Below are 17,620 nucleotides of genomic sequence, written 5' to 3'. Positions count from 1 at the left end.
GCTTTATTTTCGTTAACTTTCAGTTTTTATGAACAGCAAGCATTGCTTTTCATTATTTCTGAGTAGAGCGTGTGATAACGCTGTGCAGTTTGTTCAATCTGAAAATCGCGTAACTTTTTCTCTCGTCCGATGGTTAATATGTCAACAAGATTTGGATCATGACGAACTTGCAAAATAGCCTGCGCTAATTCTTGGGCATCTCCGGGGGTAATTAATAAGCCAGAAACACGGTCTTCAATAATGTCTGGGATCCCTCCGGCTCGACTACCCACGACAGGTAACCCACTACCCATTGCCTCTAAAATCACAGAGCCTAACCCTTCACTGTAAGAGGGATGGATAAGCATATCAGCAGCAGCAAACCAATCACCCATATTGTTCTGCTTACCCATGAAATGAACATTTGTTAAACCTTTGGCTTGCTGTTCTAATGCTGGACGCTCTTTTCCATCTCCCAACAAAGCGAAATGAATGTCCGATTCTGAGTCCATTAATAGGCGAGCGGCTGCAAGCGTAACATCAAAACCTTTGTGATGAAGCATATTCGCCGCATGAATAACTAAGAATGGATGAGAAAATTGTTCACGAATCCGAGAGACTTGTTGCTGATTAATGGGATAACGAACTGGTGAGCTTGGGATGGTGACCACCTTTTTCAGCGGGTAGCGTAATAAAATTTGTCGACAAATTTCCTGACTTAACCCGACTAATGCGCTAGCCGAGCAGTAAGCTTGAGCTGCAAACCATCGTTCACTGAGAGGATTATCAATTCGACGAGTGATGATATAGGGTATTTTATACAACTGATATTGTAACCAAGCCCAATAAATCGCTCGTCCTTCGTGTACATGAATTAAATCTGAATCTTGTGTAATAGCTTTTCCGTGCTGAGTTAAAAAGTGTTTACAAGCAATTAATCGACAAGGTAGTTCTTTTACTCGTGAGTAAAAAAGACTTTTGGGGTTAGCAACAACGGTAAGTTGGTAACCTAACTTAATCTGCTGTTGAATCAGTAGTAGTGTTTGATTCTCACCACCATGATAACCAGAGGCGAGATTAACATGACAAATTTTCATGAGCGCTCTCTTTTTTGCTGGCGGACATAATCACGCAACCAAAGGTCTGCATAACGAGTAAATGTGGTGTTAGCACTTAAAATCGCCAGTAATAGTCCATGCCGCCCATCTAAAAAACCACGTTTTAGAATATACATTTTAAAAAAACGGAAAAAGCCATGTAATACTGCATCAGTTAAGGTTGCGGATTTTTTACCTTCTCGTTGATCAACCCACGCTTTCATATAATGCTGAGTTTTTGCTGTGTATTGTGGTAGATACTCAAAAGTGTAGTGCTGTAAATAACCAGATAGAGACTTGAGTGTTAGATGAGAGGGAATTTCAACGCTTTCGTGCACTAAAGCCGTGTTATATTGTGTTTCACAAGTCCGATAAAGGCGAGTAACCCAATCAGGTGACCAGCCAGAATAATGAATTTGTTTACCAAAGGCCGTAGTTAAGCGATCGATCTGATACACAGTGTTGGGTTTATCATGTTTTACGGCTTGTAAAATACTCGCTTTCAATTCTGGAGTGACTCGCTCATCGGCATCTAGCCATAGTACATAATCTGCAGTTATATAGGATTGGGCTAAACGGCGCTGAGATCCGAAGCCTTGCCAGTCTTTGTTCACAAAGAACTTGTCAGTAAAGCGACGAGCAATCGATTCTGTTGCGTCATTACTACCAGAATCAAGAATAACAATCTCATCAACCCAATCAGCGACTGTCTCGAGGCAAGCTTGTAAATGTTTTGCTTCATTTTTGACGATTAAGGCGACAGCCAACGTCGGAGTGGATTTAGTCATTAAGTACTACACCTTTCATCATATGTTCAAATCTTTCAATCACTACGGATACAGTGATCTGTTGCATCAAATCCGTGCCTTTGGCCCGCGTGCTCCAAGCCAGCTCACTGAGAGGTTTTGCCTGTTGCTTGGTCACGTTATCCTCATAGACGCTGACGACATCCCCAATATTAAAATAAGGACCTGTGCGTTTGGGGTTACTGTGCGCATACAAGCCTAACACAGGCGTGCCTTGGGTTGTTGCAATATGAGCCGGCCCTGAATCAGGAGCAAGTACTAACTTAGCTTCACCCAGTACAGCAGTTAATTGTTTTAAGCTGGTTTTGCCTACCAAATTGATGACCGGCTGAGTCATTAATTCTGAGATTGTTGCTGCTAATTGAACTTCTCGTGGTGCAGGCGAACCGCATAGCACCACTTGATAACCTTGAGTGGTGACATAATCGGCAAATTGGGCATAACGCTCGGTTAACCAATTTCGTTCATCTTTACTGGCAGCAGGACAAATCACCACACTTGGCTTATCGTGTAATTGTTGACGAGCAAAAGCTCGTTCTGGCTCGCCAATCGGCATTGACCACGTTGGGGCTGTGCGAGGTACACCGAGATACTCAACAAAGGCTAAAAAACTGTCTAAGACGTGAGTAGATTGATGATCAGCGATTTTACGGTTCGTAAATAACCACTGACCTTCTTTCGCTCGTTGGCGATGAAAGCCGACTTTGTATTGAGCGTGAATCCCTAACGTCAGTAAGCTGGCTCGCAGCGCAAGCTGCATATGGATAAGGGCATCAAATCGTCGACCTTTTAACTGTCGCCAAACCGCTTTCATGCCGGCGAAGCCCGCTTTTTTATCGAAGATGATCAGCTCGACATTGTTTAAGCCTTGCAATAACTGGGCTTCAACTTTGTCAATGATCCAAGTCACTTTGGTGTCTGGCCAGTGTTTTTGCAGAGCTTGAACGGCGGCAACGGCATGACAGACATCACCTATCGCCGAAAGGCGTAAAAAACAGACAGACTGAGGTGGTGAAGAAAACAGGGGCATGGAAAAAGCTCACTCATTAATGAGCCTAAATTATGCAGAGTCTGCCGATAAATGTAAAATAAGCCTTTTTGAATCCACCATAAAATGAGAGATATTCATTATGCAACCTCCCTTTAGCGGAAAACCTGGCGCGACAGGATTACGCCGCGTCATCAACGCGACCGGTTATTCATGGCAAGGGTTAAAAGCAGCTTTTCAACATGAAGCGGCTATTCGTCAAGAGTTGCTACTGTTGGTGATTGCTGGAGCGATTCTGTGCTTGCTCGATTTGCCTGTGTTGGAACGATTAGTCATGTTCTCCAGCGTCGTGCTGGTATTGATCGTCGAATTACTTAACTCAGCGATAGAAGCTGTGGTGGATAGGGTCGGTTCTGAGCGTCATGAGTTGAGTGGACGTGCGAAAGATATCGGCTCTGCGGCGGTAATGGTGACATTATTACTCGCAGGGCTTATCTGGAGTGTATTACTTTATGTTCATTATCTATAACAGGCGTTAAGGATCAGTCGTAATGATTAAACAATGCTCGCTCAAGCAGCAAATGATTTGGTATGACGACCAATGGGTCAGTGAGCCTCTTCACCATCTTTTTGATACCGACTATTGGCAAGCTGAACAAAAAATCATTGGCAGTGCTAAGGGACGGGGAACGACGTGGTTTGTTGCTATGCAGCATATAGAGGCGGCGTTGCGTCATTACCGTCGTGGTGGATTATTTGGCAAGGTAGTTAGCGATCAATATTGGTTTCAAGGATGGCATAAAACGCGCAGCTATGCTGAATTTCATCTGTTGGTACATTTACGTCAACAAGGAGTGAATGTACCTCGTCCGATAGCTGCGCGAGCGGTTAAGCGCGGACTGGTTTATCAAGCCGATTTATTGAGTGAAAAAATCACCAATGCCCGTGATCTGGTGGCGATTTTGCAGGAAAACCCGCTCGATGAGCGACATTATTTTTTAATAGGTCAACAGATTGCCAAGTTACATCGCGCCCAAGTCAATCATACCGATCTTAACATTCACAATATTTTAATCGATGATCAAGACAAGGTATGGATTATCGATTTTGATAAATGCTATCAGCAACCCGGTGAACATTGGAAAGAAGCGAATTTACAGCGTTTGCTGCGCTCTTTTCACAAAGAGCAGCTGCGATATGGTATTCACTGGCAAACGCAGCAATGGCAATCACTATTAGCGGGATATGTCTCTTAATTTGTAGAGAAAATAACCGCTACGGTTTTTTCTAGCGCGCCACGATTGGCCGCGACTACTTGCGCGGCTTTTTGCCCCTGCGCCTGTGCCGCATCAGGGTGATTGAATAGCTCAATCAGGGTGTGAGCGATCTCTTGAGGGGAAGCGCAAAGGCGTAGCGCATTCGCCGTTAATAAAGCCTCTGTCACCTCACTGAAATTATAATAACTGGGACCGTTAAGTATCGGCTTTGCTAACGCTGCTGGTTCTAGCGGGTTGTGCCCTCCGACTTTATTACCCAATAAGCTCCCAGCCATAAAGCAAATATCCGCACTACCAATCAAGGTCAGCATCTCACCCATGGTATCTCCAAGATAAATCTGAGTCTTTACGGTTGTTGGCTCTGTTCGTCGACTTAAAGTAAAACCTTCAGCTCTACAAAGTTGTGCGACCGTATCAAAACGTTCTGGGTGGCGTGGTACAAGGATCAGCAAAGCGTCTGGGTAAATAGTCAATACTTGCCGATGAGCGACCAAGCAAAGTTCATCTTCACCTTTGTGGGTACTTGCGGCGATCCATATTGGGCGATGTGGACCCAACTGTTGACGAAGCTGCTGACCGGCTTGGATTACCTCATGATTGATATTTAGATCAAACTTTATTGAACCCGTGACCATGACTTTTTCTTTTGCAACGCCTAATCGTAAAAAGCGTTCAGCGTCACTTGGATACTGGCATAACAGCTTAGTAATATGAGACGCTAGTTGATCAAAAACCACTTGAAATCGTTGATATCGCTGACAAGATCGTTCAGAAAGACGAGCATTAATTACGGTGATCGGAATCGAGTGTTGAGCAACACAGCGTAGGGTATTCGGCCATAATTCCGTTTCGATGATCAGCAGCTGACTTGGTTGGACCACGTTTAAAAATCGACGCACACAATAGGAAAAATCCAACGGCATATAGCGATGTTCAACCAGATTGCCTAATTTGGCAATTTGTTGCGCACCGGTACTGGTAGTTGTGGTAACAATGATCGATTGCTGTGGATTATGTTGTTTAATCGCATGGATAATTGGTGTGGCGGCTATTGATTCACCGACGGATACAGCATGAATCCAAATCGGACTTTCTGAGCTATTGAGTTTTGGGGTTCGCCCAAAATGTTCTGGCCAACGAGAACCAAAAGGTGGTTTACCTGGCTTACTTTTATACAATGAACGAAGTATAAAAGGCGCTGCGAGTAATAGCAGTGTACTGTATAGCCAGCGAATCAACACGTTATAGCTCCACACTTGACGACTCAAAGGTCTGCAAGGCCATAATCACTTGTTGTGGTGCTAACTCAGTTAGGCACTTTAAATGGCCATAAGGGCATTCACGTTTAAAGCAAGGACGACACTCTATGTCTGTATGGACAATAGCACTTTTCTTCGCTAAAGGAGGCGTGTAATGCGGGGAGGTTGAGCCATAAACACCGATAACCTGACAGCCGGCAGCCCCAGCCACGTGCATTAACCCCGAGTCGTTACTAATCACGGTTTGGCAGCAAGAGAGTAAGTCAACGGCTTCAATTAAGCTGGTCTTTCCAGCTAAATCAACCAAGTTGGCTCTAAGTATTTCCGGAACCTGTTCAATAATCGCTTGAGTCGTCACGCTGTCTTTTGCTGAACCAAATAACCATACCTGCTTACCTTGCTGCAGCAAATAGGTGGCAACTTGGGCGTAATGAGCGGTTGGCCACTGTTTGGCGGGGCCAAATTCGGCGCCAGGGCAAAGGCCAACGGTATCACCTTGCGATAAAGAAAACTTTCTAGCGGTAGTTTGCTGTTGCTCTGGTGTAATGGTCAATTTAGGCTTTGGTAGCTTATCTAAGCCCCCTAAAGCATCAGAGCCAGTCATGGTTGATTTATCGTAAGCCAGTGCGACGTAACGCTCGGTCATATATTGGAACTGCTTCTTATTGCTCCGAAGATCGTTTAAAAGAGCATAGCGCATCTCTCCCTTCCAGCCTGTACGTACAGGGATACGCGCAAACCAAGCGATCAGAGCTGATTTAGCCGAATTAGGTAGAACGTAGGCGTGATCATATTGACCACGTAGGGATAGCCCAAGAGCTCGACGAGCAAAAAAATTAAATTCGCCATGGCCAAAAGGCAGTTCTAATGCGCGATGGACTTCAGGCATACGTTCTAAAATCGGTTTACACCACGCGGGAGCCATAACATCAATCAAAGCATTCGGATACTGCTGTTTAAGGGTGATATATAAACATTGCGACATCACCATATCGCCCACCCAAGATGGGCCAATGATTAGAATTTTCATGTTGTTTCTGTTATTAAATGTACGATGAGACATCGCTTTAATTTTGCTCATTTTCTAATGGTTCTATAGTGTAAACTAAACTTAACAGTGCTACCGTCATGACCGAGAAAAAAATGGTTCCAGAGTTGTGGCTAAACATTGCTTGAGTCAGCTGATAAAAAATAAATAACAGAATATGCACAGTCACCAATTGGGAAACTAATTGATGCTTAGGATTTCGCGGGTTGACGTAACGAGAAGTACTTAATTTTAATGGTATCAAAAATAGGGCTAATAAAGCTATCAAGCCCACTAAACCACGAATTGAAAGATCTTCTAAATATTGGTTATGTGCATGAGAAAAAAAGTTGTGAGCAACCTTGTAGTCAATAAGACCCTGATCGCCATGTATTTTTTGTAGCGTGTAACGTTCTACTTCACCAACGCCAATGAGCGGAGAAGTTTTAAACGTCAGTAGGGCGTTTTTCCACAGCTCGAATCGTATGCCTAATGACGAGTATCGATTATCTTGCTCATACTGTTGAATCTCATGCACTGCCGTAGCGACACGGTCTTGTACGCGGTCAATCGATGAAATAGTTAAGGCAATGCCAATAGTGATTACTGAGATGATCACAATTATCTTTTTACTCAACAATGACTTATTAGCCCAGAGTAAATAAAGTAAGACAAAAGGTACCGCAATCCATGCTCCTCTACTTCCTGATAGAAAACTCGCCAGCACCCCACCAAAACTACCTAGTAAACTGACGATGAGCAAAGTGAATTGACGTGTTTTTAAAGCATAAAAACTGATTGCTAGGGCAAGAAAACCTAACGTCATTGCCATATTGCCAGATTGAATCGGCATATAACCTCTCAGCCACCAATGACTATTTTGCCCAGTAAATGCCCGTGAGAAGTCCATATGGTAAACATGAATGATAGAGATAATTCCAGCGATTATCGCCCCGATACATAATGAATAAAAAAACCATTGAGATCGAATTCGAAAGTGAATTAGCATAAATAAAATGGGTAGAACAAGAATAAATCGACTCGCCTGATCTAAATCTGATGGCTTTCCACCATAAACAAACCAAGATAGAAGATAAGAAGAAAAGTAAGCAATAAATGTAATACTAATAATGATAACAGGACGAGTAAAGGTGGCTTTTTTTACCCAATAAGAGAACGTTAGCAGTGAAGTAATCAGAAGCAAAATAGCTGGGTAATTGTAGCCTTTACCCAGCGCTAAACAAAATACTGGGAAGCTGCATAGGACTAGAGAAATTAGATTATTATAGCGCGTATTATATGGCTTTATCATCGGCGTTCACTTATGTAAGTTATGCTTTTTTCACTTTCAACGATAGTATATGAGTGATTTTTGTTGCTGCATATCTGTGATGCAGGATAGCCATTGTCTATCATAGCAAAAGATGTGTATTTATTGATTTGCATTATAAGGATTCACCTCTGAGTTAGGGCGGGTTTTTAACAAACGTAAAATCCACATATATTGCTCTGGACGCTCGGTGACATACGCTTCAATACACTCATTCATCATTCGCGCATCTTGTTGTTCATCGCCAGTTGGAAAGGGTAAGGGGGGATAAAAATCCAGTTCATAACCCCCTGTGTCAGTGTTAAACATCGTGAACAGAGGGACAACTTTTGCTTTACTCAACGTGGTTAAACGTCCTAATCCTGCCATAGTCGCTTTTTGGGTTGCAAAAAAATCAACAAACACACTGTGCTCACGACCTAAATCTTCATCGGGTAAGTAATAGCCTAAATAACCATCTTTACGAATAGCATGAATAAAGCGCTTTATACCCGCCTCTCGTTGATTGATACGTCCACCATACTGTACACGTTGTCTATGCATCAACCAGTCAGAAAGTAGGTTTTGTTGTTGTTTGATAATAGCCGTTATCGGTAAACCTTGAGAGGCTAAAAAAATCGCAGGAATATCAATCGACCAAGTATGTGGTAATAAAAGAATAACGTTGTCTCCACGCTTGAGTACCTGATCGAGATGTTCAAACCCTCTGACCGTCGTTTGCTTTTCGAGCCATTGTTTACTTCTTAATGTAATTGAAGGAAAACTCATCAAAAACATCGTTGAAGTGACGTACATTTTGCTCAGAATAGCTTCTCGTTCAGACTCAGTTTTATCTGGAAAGCACATCGCCAAATTCACTCTGGCGCGGTTATTGGCTTTACTTTTCACATTAACGGCTAAACGAGCAAGTCCATGGGCGATGGTGCGTTTAAAGCTGGTAGGTAGAAAACTGATCAGACAAGCGATGAGAATCGCTAGCCACGTTCCCCAGTAACGAGGGTGAAAAAAACGCCATTGAAACCTTGGATTATAGGCGTATTGATCAAAGTCATTGCGTGGTAAAGACATAAACTACCCAATATAAAAGCGAAAATATTGTTTGAATTATCAGCGAAGTATAGCAGCTTCCTACAGAGCGTAATAGAAACAATCTGACAAAGTGATAGGCAGTGCTCTCTATAAGGTTACGATATAAAAGGCGCCGTGATGGTCGCGGCGCAATTGTTGCACCACGACTATGCAAGAGTAGGAGTAAAGGCTAAATAGCACTAGAGACTAATCACTGCCGAACAGATCACGGGTATACACTTTGCTAGCACAATCTTTGAGATCATCGGTCATACGGTTAGAGACAATCACATCAGCCGCTTGCTTAAACGCATTTAAATCGTTGATCACTTGTGAATGGAAGAAGTGACTCTCTTTGAGTGCCGGCTCATAGACAATCACTTCAATTCCTTTGGCTTTTAAGCGTTTCATGATCCCTTGAATACTTGAAGCGCGGAAATTATCCGATCCTGTTTTCATGATCAGCCGATAGATACCAACCACCTTGGGATTACGTTTTAGTATTGAATCAGCAATAAAGTCTTTGCGAGTACGGTTGGCATCGACAATCGCGCCAATAATATTATTCGGCACCGCTTGATAATTGGCTAAGAGCTGTTTGGTATCTTTGGGTAGACAATAGCCGCCATAGCCAAATGAAGGGTTGTTGTAGTGGTTACCAATTCGCGGATCCAATCCAACCCCTTCAATAATTTGTCGGCTATCTAAGCCATGCACTTCAGCATAAGTATCGAGCTCATTAAAATAAGCCACACGCATCGCCAGATAGGTATTGGAGAACAATTTTACCGCTTCGGCTTCAGTGGAATTGGTCAACAGTACAGGAACCTGATCTTTGATCGCTCCTGCCAATAATAGATTGGCAAACACCTGCGCCCGCTCACTCTGCTCACCGACAATAATGCGAGAGGGATACAAATTATCGTATAAGGCTTTTCCTTCACGCAAAAATTCAGGCGAAAAGAGAATGTTCTCACACTGGAACTGCTGTTTAGCTTGCTCTGTATAACCAACCGGAACGGTAGATTTAATGACCATCACCGCATTAGGATTTATCGCCATCACATCACGAATCACCGCTTCAACAGAGGCGGTATTGAAGTAGTTGGTCGTTGGATCATAATCTGTTGGCGTGGCAATAATCACAAAATCCGCGTCTTGATAAGCTTGGATTTTATCAAGAGTGGCAACAAAATTAAGATTTTTGTTACGCAGAAAATCCTCAATGTCGTGGTCAACAATCGGCGATTGCTTTTGGTTAAGCATCGCAACTTTTTCTTCAATGATATCAACGGCAACCACCTGATTGTGTTGAGCGAGCAACATGGCGTTTGATAAGCCCACGTAGCCTGTTCCTGCAACGGCTATTTTCACAGTATCATCCTCTCTCAACAAATTAATGATTGATGATCGCCATGTATTCAGCGACACCTTCAGCAACGGTTTTGAATGTCACATCACAACCTGCGGCGCGTAATTTGGTTAAATCCGCTTGCGTATATTCTTGGTAAGCACCTTTTAGATGCTCAGGGAAGGGGATCGTTTCTACTTGCCCTTTACCGTGATGCTTAATGACGGCGTTGGCGACTTCATTAAACGATTCTGCATTACCAGTACCGCAGTTAAAAATGCCCGATACGCCACTGTCCATAAACCATAAGTTGACCGCTGCGACATCGCCAACATAAACAAAATCGCGTTTAAAGTGTTCGCTACCCGCAAACAGCTTTGGATTTTCCCCAGCGTTCATTTGATTATTTAAGTGGAAAGCGACCGAGGCCATTGAACCTTTGTGCTGCTCACGTGGGCCATAGACGTTAAAGTACCGAAAGCCAGTAATTTGCGAGAGCTTTTCTTTATGCTCGGCAGCGTCTTGCCATAGGCGGCGGACATAGTTATCAAATTGCTGCTTGGAATAACCGTAAACGTTTAATGCACCTTCATAGTGTGGCTCTTCAATAAAGGTATCGGTATCGCCATAGGTTGCCGCCGAGGAAGCATAAAGGAATGGGATTTCACGGTCGAGGCAGTAATGCAGTAGCTCTTTAGAATATTCGTAGTTATTGAGCATCACATATTTGCCATCCCACTCGGTCGTCGCAGAGCACGCGCCTTCATGAAATACGGCATCAATTGGGCCAAAATCATCCCCGGCCATAATCTGGGTCAGAAAATCATCACGATCCATATAGTCGGCAATGTTTAAGTCGACTAAATTTTTGAACTTACGGCCATTTTTTAAATGGTCTACCACTAAAATATCGCTAATGCCGCGTTCATTCAGGGCCTTGATAATATTGCTGCCAATCATGCCAGCACCGCCAGTGACGATGATCATAACCTGTTCTACCTTATGCTAAAAAGTCTCACAAAATAGTAGCAGGAAAGGGGGAGGTGGGGAAGGTTTAGGAATCTAGGACCTAGGTTCATAGGCCCTAGATCCTAGATCCTAGATTCTAGATTCTAGATTCTAGATCTCTATTTCTTTTATTCTTCTAACCATACCCAGGTATAAGGTTGGCGTTTAAGCAAGTCTTGTTGATCTTGCTGGGCAGCGATGTTTTTGAGGAGTGGGATAAAATCAACCGAGAGATCTGACAGACTTGGTTTTGCTAAGTTCTGATGTTGATATAAAAAGGCTTCTTTTACTTCAGGTGATTCACTAACCATAAAGGAGACGCTTGCAGCTTTTTGCTCTAAACCCTCATCAATATCCGTATTATTAAACTTCAATATCGGTAGTGTTGACTGAATGGGTGTATAAAATACCTGCCTTAGGGATCTGGTTGAGTCTATAGTAAGTGTTGCGCTTAATGATGCTCGCTGAGCGCCCGCTGCTGCTGATAAACTCCCAGTATTAATGGTTAAGCATTGGCGCTGAGGGTCAGTAGTACACTTATTGAGTGTAGGCCGATTTGCTTCTGGTATCCGGTCGAACACTTTATCTGCATCAAGGCTGGCCCCCTTATTGACTGTGCCTTGAACAACGTGTGTTACCCCCCAGTAGGTGAAAGCGTTAGGGAGATCTTGTTTCCCCTCTAAATAGAGATAGTAATTGTCATCACCAATTCTCTCTGCATAACTAAATTTATCATTTATAACAATGCCATCTTTGATTAGTGGCTGCCATAAATAAGCATAATTAGCACGTGCTAATTGCTGCTTGCCGTTGACAAATAATAAGGCATTTTTAATAACTAAATCACTAGTCAATGTTGCATCATTATTATAGTCGATTATGAGATTTTCTTGATTATCGAGTCGTATTGAGTTGCCTTTGGTACCTCTTTGATTAAAATCGATAAATTTAAAGCTTCTTGGTGGAAGAAGTTGGTTACCTGATTCAGTTGTTTCATAAGTGATAGCGAGTAAGGGGAGCTGCTGGCTTACAAACTCTATTTCGTCCTCACCAGACTTATCTTGTAAATAATTTTCCGCTAAATCTGCGTTTAGATCTTGATATACCGTATTAAATCCCGAATATTGATGCTTTATACCAGCTGATTTTGGTGTGATAAATCCAGCGACTTCACGTTTTACTGGATTAGCATTGCTGGAACCTAAGCATGGATCGCTTGGTCTTTTAGCTTGATCGGTATATACAAAAAATGAATCAGGCAGTAGGACTTTTGCAAAAGTTGTGACATGACTAATACCGTTAGTATTAAATTTAGCAAAGCTTACGTAACCATCGTTAGGAATTTCATTTTGGGCAAAACTCAACTTATTTGATGATAAATTTGTATTTTCAAATATCTTCCGTACGCTTCCGTCATGATTGTGAATAATCACACTGTAGTCTTTTGTGGGTTCAACAGGAAAGGCGATAATTTTATCGCGCTCTCCATTTTCTTTTTCAGGGCCGTATCCAAAAATTTGGCAGTCACCCGTAGTAGCTTGAAAATCAGTACCCAAAAAATCAATCGTATAGTTTTTTACCGGTGGCGTTGGGTTGCCAGAGTTGCCGCTCTCTCCGCCGCCACAGCCGAATAGGGTAAGGGCGATAGCGCTGGTTATAATTTGTTTTTGCATAGTATGAAGTCCCTGAATGTCGCCAATTGACGTTGCTGAATCTCATTGACGAAAATAAAGCAAAAATCGGGCCATGAAAAGAGCTTAGGGCCTAGGTCCTAGGGCATAGGCTCTAGGTCCTAGGAAAAGCAGGTCCTAGGAAAAGCAAACCCTAGAACCTAGAACCTAGAACCTAGAACCTTCTATCGACTCACCGGTTTTTCATACCATGGGCTTCTTGCGTCCGTCATACCAAATAAACTATGTTGACGACCGAGCATTTGCCCACCATCACGTTGAATCGGCATCCAACTGATCGCCGCGCGGTTGGTATTATGTTTCGCCGTCATCATCTCTAGTGGGACTGAAATATAAAAGCCTTTAGTAAAACCACCTTCACCAAATTCATCAGCAGAGAGGTCGGTTTTCGCTGCAAAAGCGCCAACAATCACGCCACTGGCAAATTGCTTAGAAAACTCGACAGTGACGCCAATATCTTCTGCCAAATAACGTCCAGCGCTGACTTTTAATAAGCTGTTATCCAGTAATGACCAAAATTGCGGCTGCCAATACAGCGTGGCATGGCCAGTGGCGGTGCCGGTTTGTACTCGATAATTGCGATTAAGGGTTTTATCGTACTGGACTTCATCACGGTAAATACCAAAAGCGGATCCCGCTTCACGTTGCGCGACGTAGTTAATATCAACCCCAAATGCCCAGTTATCATTGAGTGGCCGATAGAGCCATTCGGTTCCGACACCGGCAAACATACTCTCTAAGTAACCGCCATAGAACTGGTTATACACACCGTGGCCTAAGTGATCAAAGTAAGTTAACTGAGCATGGTTAACTCGAATCGTGTCTTCTAAATACTCTCGGCTGAGGGTGCGAACTCGTTTTAAATCGGTACCATCTGGCGGTACGGTATAGTTAAATTTGTCGTAGTTATCGTAAATGTTGCCATACAAACTACCAGACAGTAGCCAGTGATCATCTAAGCGCCAACTGGCATCGGCGCGTACGCCAATCGCATACAGATAAAAACTTTCAGATCCGCCAAACGATTGTTGCAATACTGGTGCGAGCCCAAAGTCCCACGCTTTATCTTGATGCGTATGTTGTTCACCGACAATCGGCGACGGCTCTTGGATTGTGCTGGCATCACCAATATGACTACCAATATAGGCTTGGTTCAGAACCTGATGAGCTTGCTCACGGTTAATAACGACTTCGGTTAATGGCTGTTGATTACGCGTTTCAATGATCCGCAGTTCATCGGTATCAATGCCGCTATTAAGCACAACGCGCGCGACTCGTTCATGAGCTTCTTGACGATCTCGATAGCGCTTTTGTTCGCCCGTCACTGTCACCGCGTCATCACTTTGGTAGAGCCGAACCGATTGATAACCCGCGACTTGAGCCACTTCCTCGGTCAAGGCTTGCCACTCTTCATTGCTGAGCTGAGTGCGAGGTTCATTGGGTTGATAAGCGGGTTTGGGTTCATCAAGCCACAATGGTTTAATGTAAGAGAAATTGCTGTGCAGCCTAACCCCTAGATTAAGCGTATTACCGCGCTCATAACTGAGACGAAGGCTGGCCCAATCGGTCATCGCATAATTAAGCCCAACATTCCATGGCGTTGATTGGGTCATTGAGTTTTTACCCCTTTCGACCGGAAAATCACTGCGATAATCATTGCCATCGTATTCAATTTTTAAGGTCAATGGCTGATAAGGCGTTTGATATTCAATGCCGCCAAACAGTGCCATACAACCGCTAAACATACGATCGATATTAAAATCGCCGCCACCGGTTTTAAAGCTGGTATCTCGTCCACAGTCAGCCGATAACGACTTATCACCGCGTAGATTGGCTCGGTTACCGACATATCCCCAGCCAATACCGAGGGTAACATCAAGTGGTCCCCAGCGTTTACTGGCCGCAAGATATTCACCATCAAACAGTCCTGTACCTGCAAAATCTTGAAAACCAACGGAAACTTGAGGCAGCCAGTAGCTCTCTTCTAACAAACGTACCTTCATATCAAACGATTTGTCGGTGTATTTGGTATTGCCGCTAAAAGAGGGGTCTTCGCTATACAACAGATCGTGCGCTTGAGCGTAACGAGCAGTGGTTTCTAACCATGGAAAGAGCTGGACAGTAACGGTATAGAAATCATAGACATCGTTATGGTTAAAACCAACGCTAAATTCCCCTTCTGGCTGCATGCGCGCGCTGGGCATTTGCATTAATCCAGTGCCACCAAAGTTCGATTGAGTGTACTGATGCGCGGTGGCGGGGAGGGTCAACAATAAGACACCAGTGTAGCTTAAATATTTAAATAAACCGTTAGTTAACATCATCATGGTTACTCAGTAGGCAAAAGGTGGCGAAGCAATTCAACCACTTGCTGATTGGTTTGATCTAACTCTGAGCGTGACAGAGAAGCGAGCAGGCTGCGTGTAAAGGGAACGTAGATAATTGCACCAGGCTGAATGGGCAGAGACTGCGATTGCCAATAGCCAACCGGGTGAGATTGCACATCGCCGTTTGGCTGAATCACCACCACGGTACTTAATCTCGGGTTTATCCACTGTGCCTGCTGGGCATAATCTTTGGCACTGAAATTGGCTTGCCATTCAAAACGGGTAGGCTCGTTAACCGCTCCCCATACTGAGACACTCGTTTGGTCGCTGAGCAGTGGTAAATGAAGGGCAAACTGTCCTTGCAATAATGGGTTGTGCCGATCAACAACACGAATCACATCCGGATCAAGAGGGATAAACTCACGCTGAGCAAATTCACTGCGTCGCAATTGGTTACGTAACTGCTCCCAAGCTCGGGCTTGATCCGCAGAGATATTGTCTTGTTGCAGGGCCAGTTGTTTTAATACTTGCGTTTGTTGGGTAAAAGGCGTGGTGAGCATAAACAAAGCGGCGCGCTGCCAATCGACCCGTAAGGTACTTAAGATGGGTTGCTGGGCGTGCAGCGCCTCCATCATCATCGCCTCTAAACGTACTGGGCCTTCGGCAACCAAATTAAGCATCGGTGGAGCGGTTGAAATTGCCACTTGTGCGCTAAAGGTTGAATCATTGCTACGAGAGCCTGAAATAGGATGAGAAACCGTTGTGTTTGCCAAGCTAGATTGACTAACCAGAAGCCAGAATGGCATGAACAATAACGCAAAGCGCATGGTTTATTCTCCTGCAAAAGGTTTAGCAATGGATAAGGCCAGTTGAGACCCGTTTGGTCCCAAACGCTGTTCACTGGCAATCACTTTGCCGCTCGTTGGATTTAGCCAATAGTGATTGGTATAGCGTTGCTTGGTTAGTGGTAATGAAACTTGTTCCTCGACCCAAATCAGAGACTGAGTGCCATTAGGCAAGGCTTTTTCTTGTTGCGGATGAATAATAAATGTCGAAACCGCGGGTTGCTGATGACGCTGAGTATTTTGCCAACTTAATTGATAACGCCAAGTTTTCGGTGTGCTATCGAGCAACAGATTTTGACTTAGCGGGTCGGGTTCGCTGGCATAGAGATGTTGAAGGTTGCCGACCACCAAATTAACCGTTTTGGTAATGCGTCCCGCTTCAGTAACAATGAGCTCTTGCTGAGCCGAAATCCATTTTAAAGCCAGCGCGTTATGTTGTCCTGGCTCATCCCAAGCTAACACTAACAGAGCATGAGGCGCGTTATCTAAGCTAGCAAATAAAGACGCATAAGGCAGCGTTTGGGCGTAATCCACGGTAGCGCGTTCATCACTGACCCCAAATAAAGCCACTGAGAGTGTTTCTGAAATATGTTGCGTTTGCGGCGCACAGCCGCTGAGCGCAAGCGTAACAATAAGCAAGCCGTGATGGGCTAAGCGCATATCACAATCCTTAATACAGGCAAGTCGACAAAGAATAACGGTAATGTGGTGAGTTAATCAACAATATCAGAGGGATACTTACACAATTTATACACCATCACTAATATCTTGATAGAGATAATAAAAAATAAAGCCGCACAGGGTAATGCCGATCAGTTAAGAGATAAATGATCGGTTGAACGATCCTACAGATGGCTTATAAAGGCTCTAAGTTCCTAAAACTTTGAGCCTTTTATTTTGCAATTAACTACAGCCCTAACACTCGCCAAGCGTTACGCCCCCAATACTGAACAACTTGGAAAACTCAGTGACATTCTTTGTCCTGATTTCATCAACCAATGCTTAGAAGCTTCCGGTGTGGCCACTATTCGTAAACGTCGTATCCCTCTCGACATGGCCGTTTGGGCGGTCGTTGCTATGTCGCTTTACCGACAAGAGCCTTTGTGGTCAATTGTCTCCAAAGCACAATTAATGTTGCCCGGGAAACGAAGTCTGGTTGCCCCTAGCGCTATCGTTCAAGCGAGACAACGGCTCGGGGCTGATGCAATGAAAGAAGTATTCCATCAAAGCCAGAGCTTATGGAATAAAACAGCTGACCATCCGACTTGGTGTGGATTAAAACTCCTCGCTGTCGATGGTGTGGTATGGCGAACGCCAGACACCAAGGAAAACCGTGATGCGTTTCAATCTGCATCAAATCAGAATGGTGAAGGTAGCTTTCCTCAGGTGCGTATGGTTTGCCAGATGGAGTTGACCAGTCACATGCTGGTCGCCAGTGCTTTCGCGAGTTACAAAACCAATGAGATGATATTGGCGGAACAGTTGATTGAAACAACACCAGACTACAGTCTCACAATGTTCGACAGAGGGTTTTACTCTCTTAGTCTTCTTCATCGCTGGGCAAATA

Annotated in this window: 15 protein-coding genes and 1 pseudogene; 3 read left to right on the top strand and 13 right to left on the bottom strand. The window is 43.9% G+C overall.

Annotation, left to right across the window (positions count from 1 at the left end):
• Nucleotides 1-26: 26 nt before the first annotated feature.
• The 3 genes from CAG58_RS09280 to CAG58_RS09270 are packed head-to-tail and all read right to left on the bottom strand — an operon-like array spanning nt 27 to nt 2,912.
• Nucleotides 27-1,076 carry a glycosyltransferase family 4 protein gene (locus CAG58_RS09280; RefSeq protein ID WP_004397464.1) on the bottom strand — a complete coding sequence of 350 codons (1,050 nt, stop codon included), beginning with the start codon at nt 1,074-1,076 and terminating at the stop codon, nt 27-29.
• Complete coding sequence (locus CAG58_RS09275) at nt 1,073-1,864, bottom strand: glycosyltransferase family 2 protein (RefSeq protein WP_161425642.1); 792 nt, start codon at nt 1,862-1,864, stop codon at nt 1,073-1,075. Before CAG58_RS09275 ends, CAG58_RS09280 begins: the two co-directional genes overlap by 4 nt.
• Nucleotides 1,857-2,912 (bottom strand): glycosyltransferase family 9 protein, encoded by a 1,056-nt coding sequence (locus CAG58_RS09270; RefSeq protein ID WP_161425641.1) that lies wholly within the window; start codon nt 2,910-2,912, stop codon nt 1,857-1,859. Before CAG58_RS09270 ends, CAG58_RS09275 begins: the two co-directional genes overlap by 8 nt.
• Before the next feature lie 100 nt (nt 2,913-3,012).
• On the opposite strand from CAG58_RS09270, the gene CAG58_RS09265 reads away from it, so the two are divergent.
• Together CAG58_RS09265 and CAG58_RS09260 are read left to right on the top strand one after the other, a co-directional pair.
• Nucleotides 3,013-3,399, top strand: a complete 387-nt coding sequence (locus CAG58_RS09265; RefSeq protein ID WP_040905696.1) for a diacylglycerol kinase — start codon at nt 3,013-3,015, stop codon at nt 3,397-3,399.
• 22 nt (nt 3,400-3,421) lie between these two features.
• Entirely contained in the window at nt 3,422-4,126 is a 705-nt protein-coding gene (locus CAG58_RS09260) for a 3-deoxy-D-manno-octulosonic acid kinase (protein WP_161425640.1), read from the top strand.
• Here the strand turns inward: CAG58_RS09260 and waaA are convergent.
• The 10 genes from waaA to CAG58_RS09210 form a co-directional block, all read right to left on the bottom strand.
• Nucleotides 4,123-5,388, bottom strand: a complete 1,266-nt coding sequence (gene waaA, locus CAG58_RS09255) for a lipid IV(A) 3-deoxy-D-manno-octulosonic acid transferase (protein WP_161425639.1) — start codon at nt 5,386-5,388, stop codon at nt 4,123-4,125. The genes CAG58_RS09260 and waaA overlap by 4 nt on opposite strands.
• 1 nt (nt 5,389) lies before the next feature.
• Nucleotides 5,390-6,436: a lipopolysaccharide heptosyltransferase II gene (waaF, locus tag CAG58_RS09250; protein WP_161425638.1), complete on the bottom strand. Its 1,047-nt coding sequence runs from the start codon at nt 6,434-6,436 to the stop codon at nt 5,390-5,392.
• Between the two features lie 37 nt (nt 6,437-6,473).
• Nucleotides 6,474-7,745, bottom strand: a complete 1,272-nt coding sequence (locus tag CAG58_RS09245) for an O-antigen ligase family protein (protein WP_161429647.1) — start codon at nt 7,743-7,745, stop codon at nt 6,474-6,476.
• A gap of 120 nt (nt 7,746-7,865) precedes the next feature.
• Nucleotides 7,866-8,831 (bottom strand): lauroyl-Kdo(2)-lipid IV(A) myristoyltransferase, encoded by a 966-nt coding sequence (gene lpxM / locus CAG58_RS09240; protein ID WP_161425017.1) that lies wholly within the window; start codon nt 8,829-8,831, stop codon nt 7,866-7,868.
• 207 nt (nt 8,832-9,038) lie between these two features.
• Nucleotides 9,039-10,205, bottom strand: a complete 1,167-nt coding sequence (locus CAG58_RS09235) for a nucleotide sugar dehydrogenase (protein WP_161425018.1) — start codon at nt 10,203-10,205, stop codon at nt 9,039-9,041.
• Between the two features lie 22 nt (nt 10,206-10,227).
• On the bottom strand, nt 10,228-11,169 hold the full coding sequence (rfaD, locus tag CAG58_RS09230; RefSeq protein WP_161425019.1) for an ADP-glyceromanno-heptose 6-epimerase: 942 nt from the start codon (nt 11,167-11,169) through the stop codon (nt 10,228-10,230).
• Nucleotides 11,170-11,318: 149 nt separating this feature from the next.
• Nucleotides 11,319-12,863, bottom strand: a complete 1,545-nt coding sequence (locus CAG58_RS09225) for a hypothetical protein (protein WP_161425020.1) — start codon at nt 12,861-12,863, stop codon at nt 11,319-11,321.
• A gap of 182 nt (nt 12,864-13,045) precedes the next feature.
• On the bottom strand, nt 13,046-15,208 hold the full coding sequence (locus tag CAG58_RS09220) for a YjbH domain-containing protein (RefSeq protein ID WP_161425021.1): 2,163 nt from the start codon (nt 15,206-15,208) through the stop codon (nt 13,046-13,048).
• A 2-nt stretch (nt 15,209-15,210) separates the two neighbouring features.
• A complete protein-coding gene (locus CAG58_RS09215) occupies nt 15,211-16,035 on the bottom strand; it encodes a capsule biosynthesis GfcC D2 domain-containing protein (RefSeq protein WP_161425022.1) in 825 nt (274 codons plus the stop codon).
• 3 nt (nt 16,036-16,038) lie between these two features.
• A complete protein-coding gene (locus CAG58_RS09210) occupies nt 16,039-16,713 on the bottom strand; it encodes a YjbF family lipoprotein (RefSeq protein ID WP_161425023.1) in 675 nt (224 codons plus the stop codon).
• Nucleotides 16,714-16,950: 237 nt separating this feature from the next.
• Between CAG58_RS09210 and CAG58_RS09205 the strand changes: the two are divergent.
• A pseudogene (locus CAG58_RS09205) lies at nt 16,951-17,620 on the top strand (IS4-like element ISVvu2 family transposase); the annotation flags it as partial.

Source organism: Vibrio sp. V31_P5A7T61, assembly GCF_009904895.1.
Lineage (GTDB): Bacteria > Pseudomonadota > Gammaproteobacteria > Enterobacterales > Vibrionaceae > Vibrio > Vibrio metschnikovii.
This window is presented reverse-complemented; position numbering and strand designations above follow the sequence as displayed.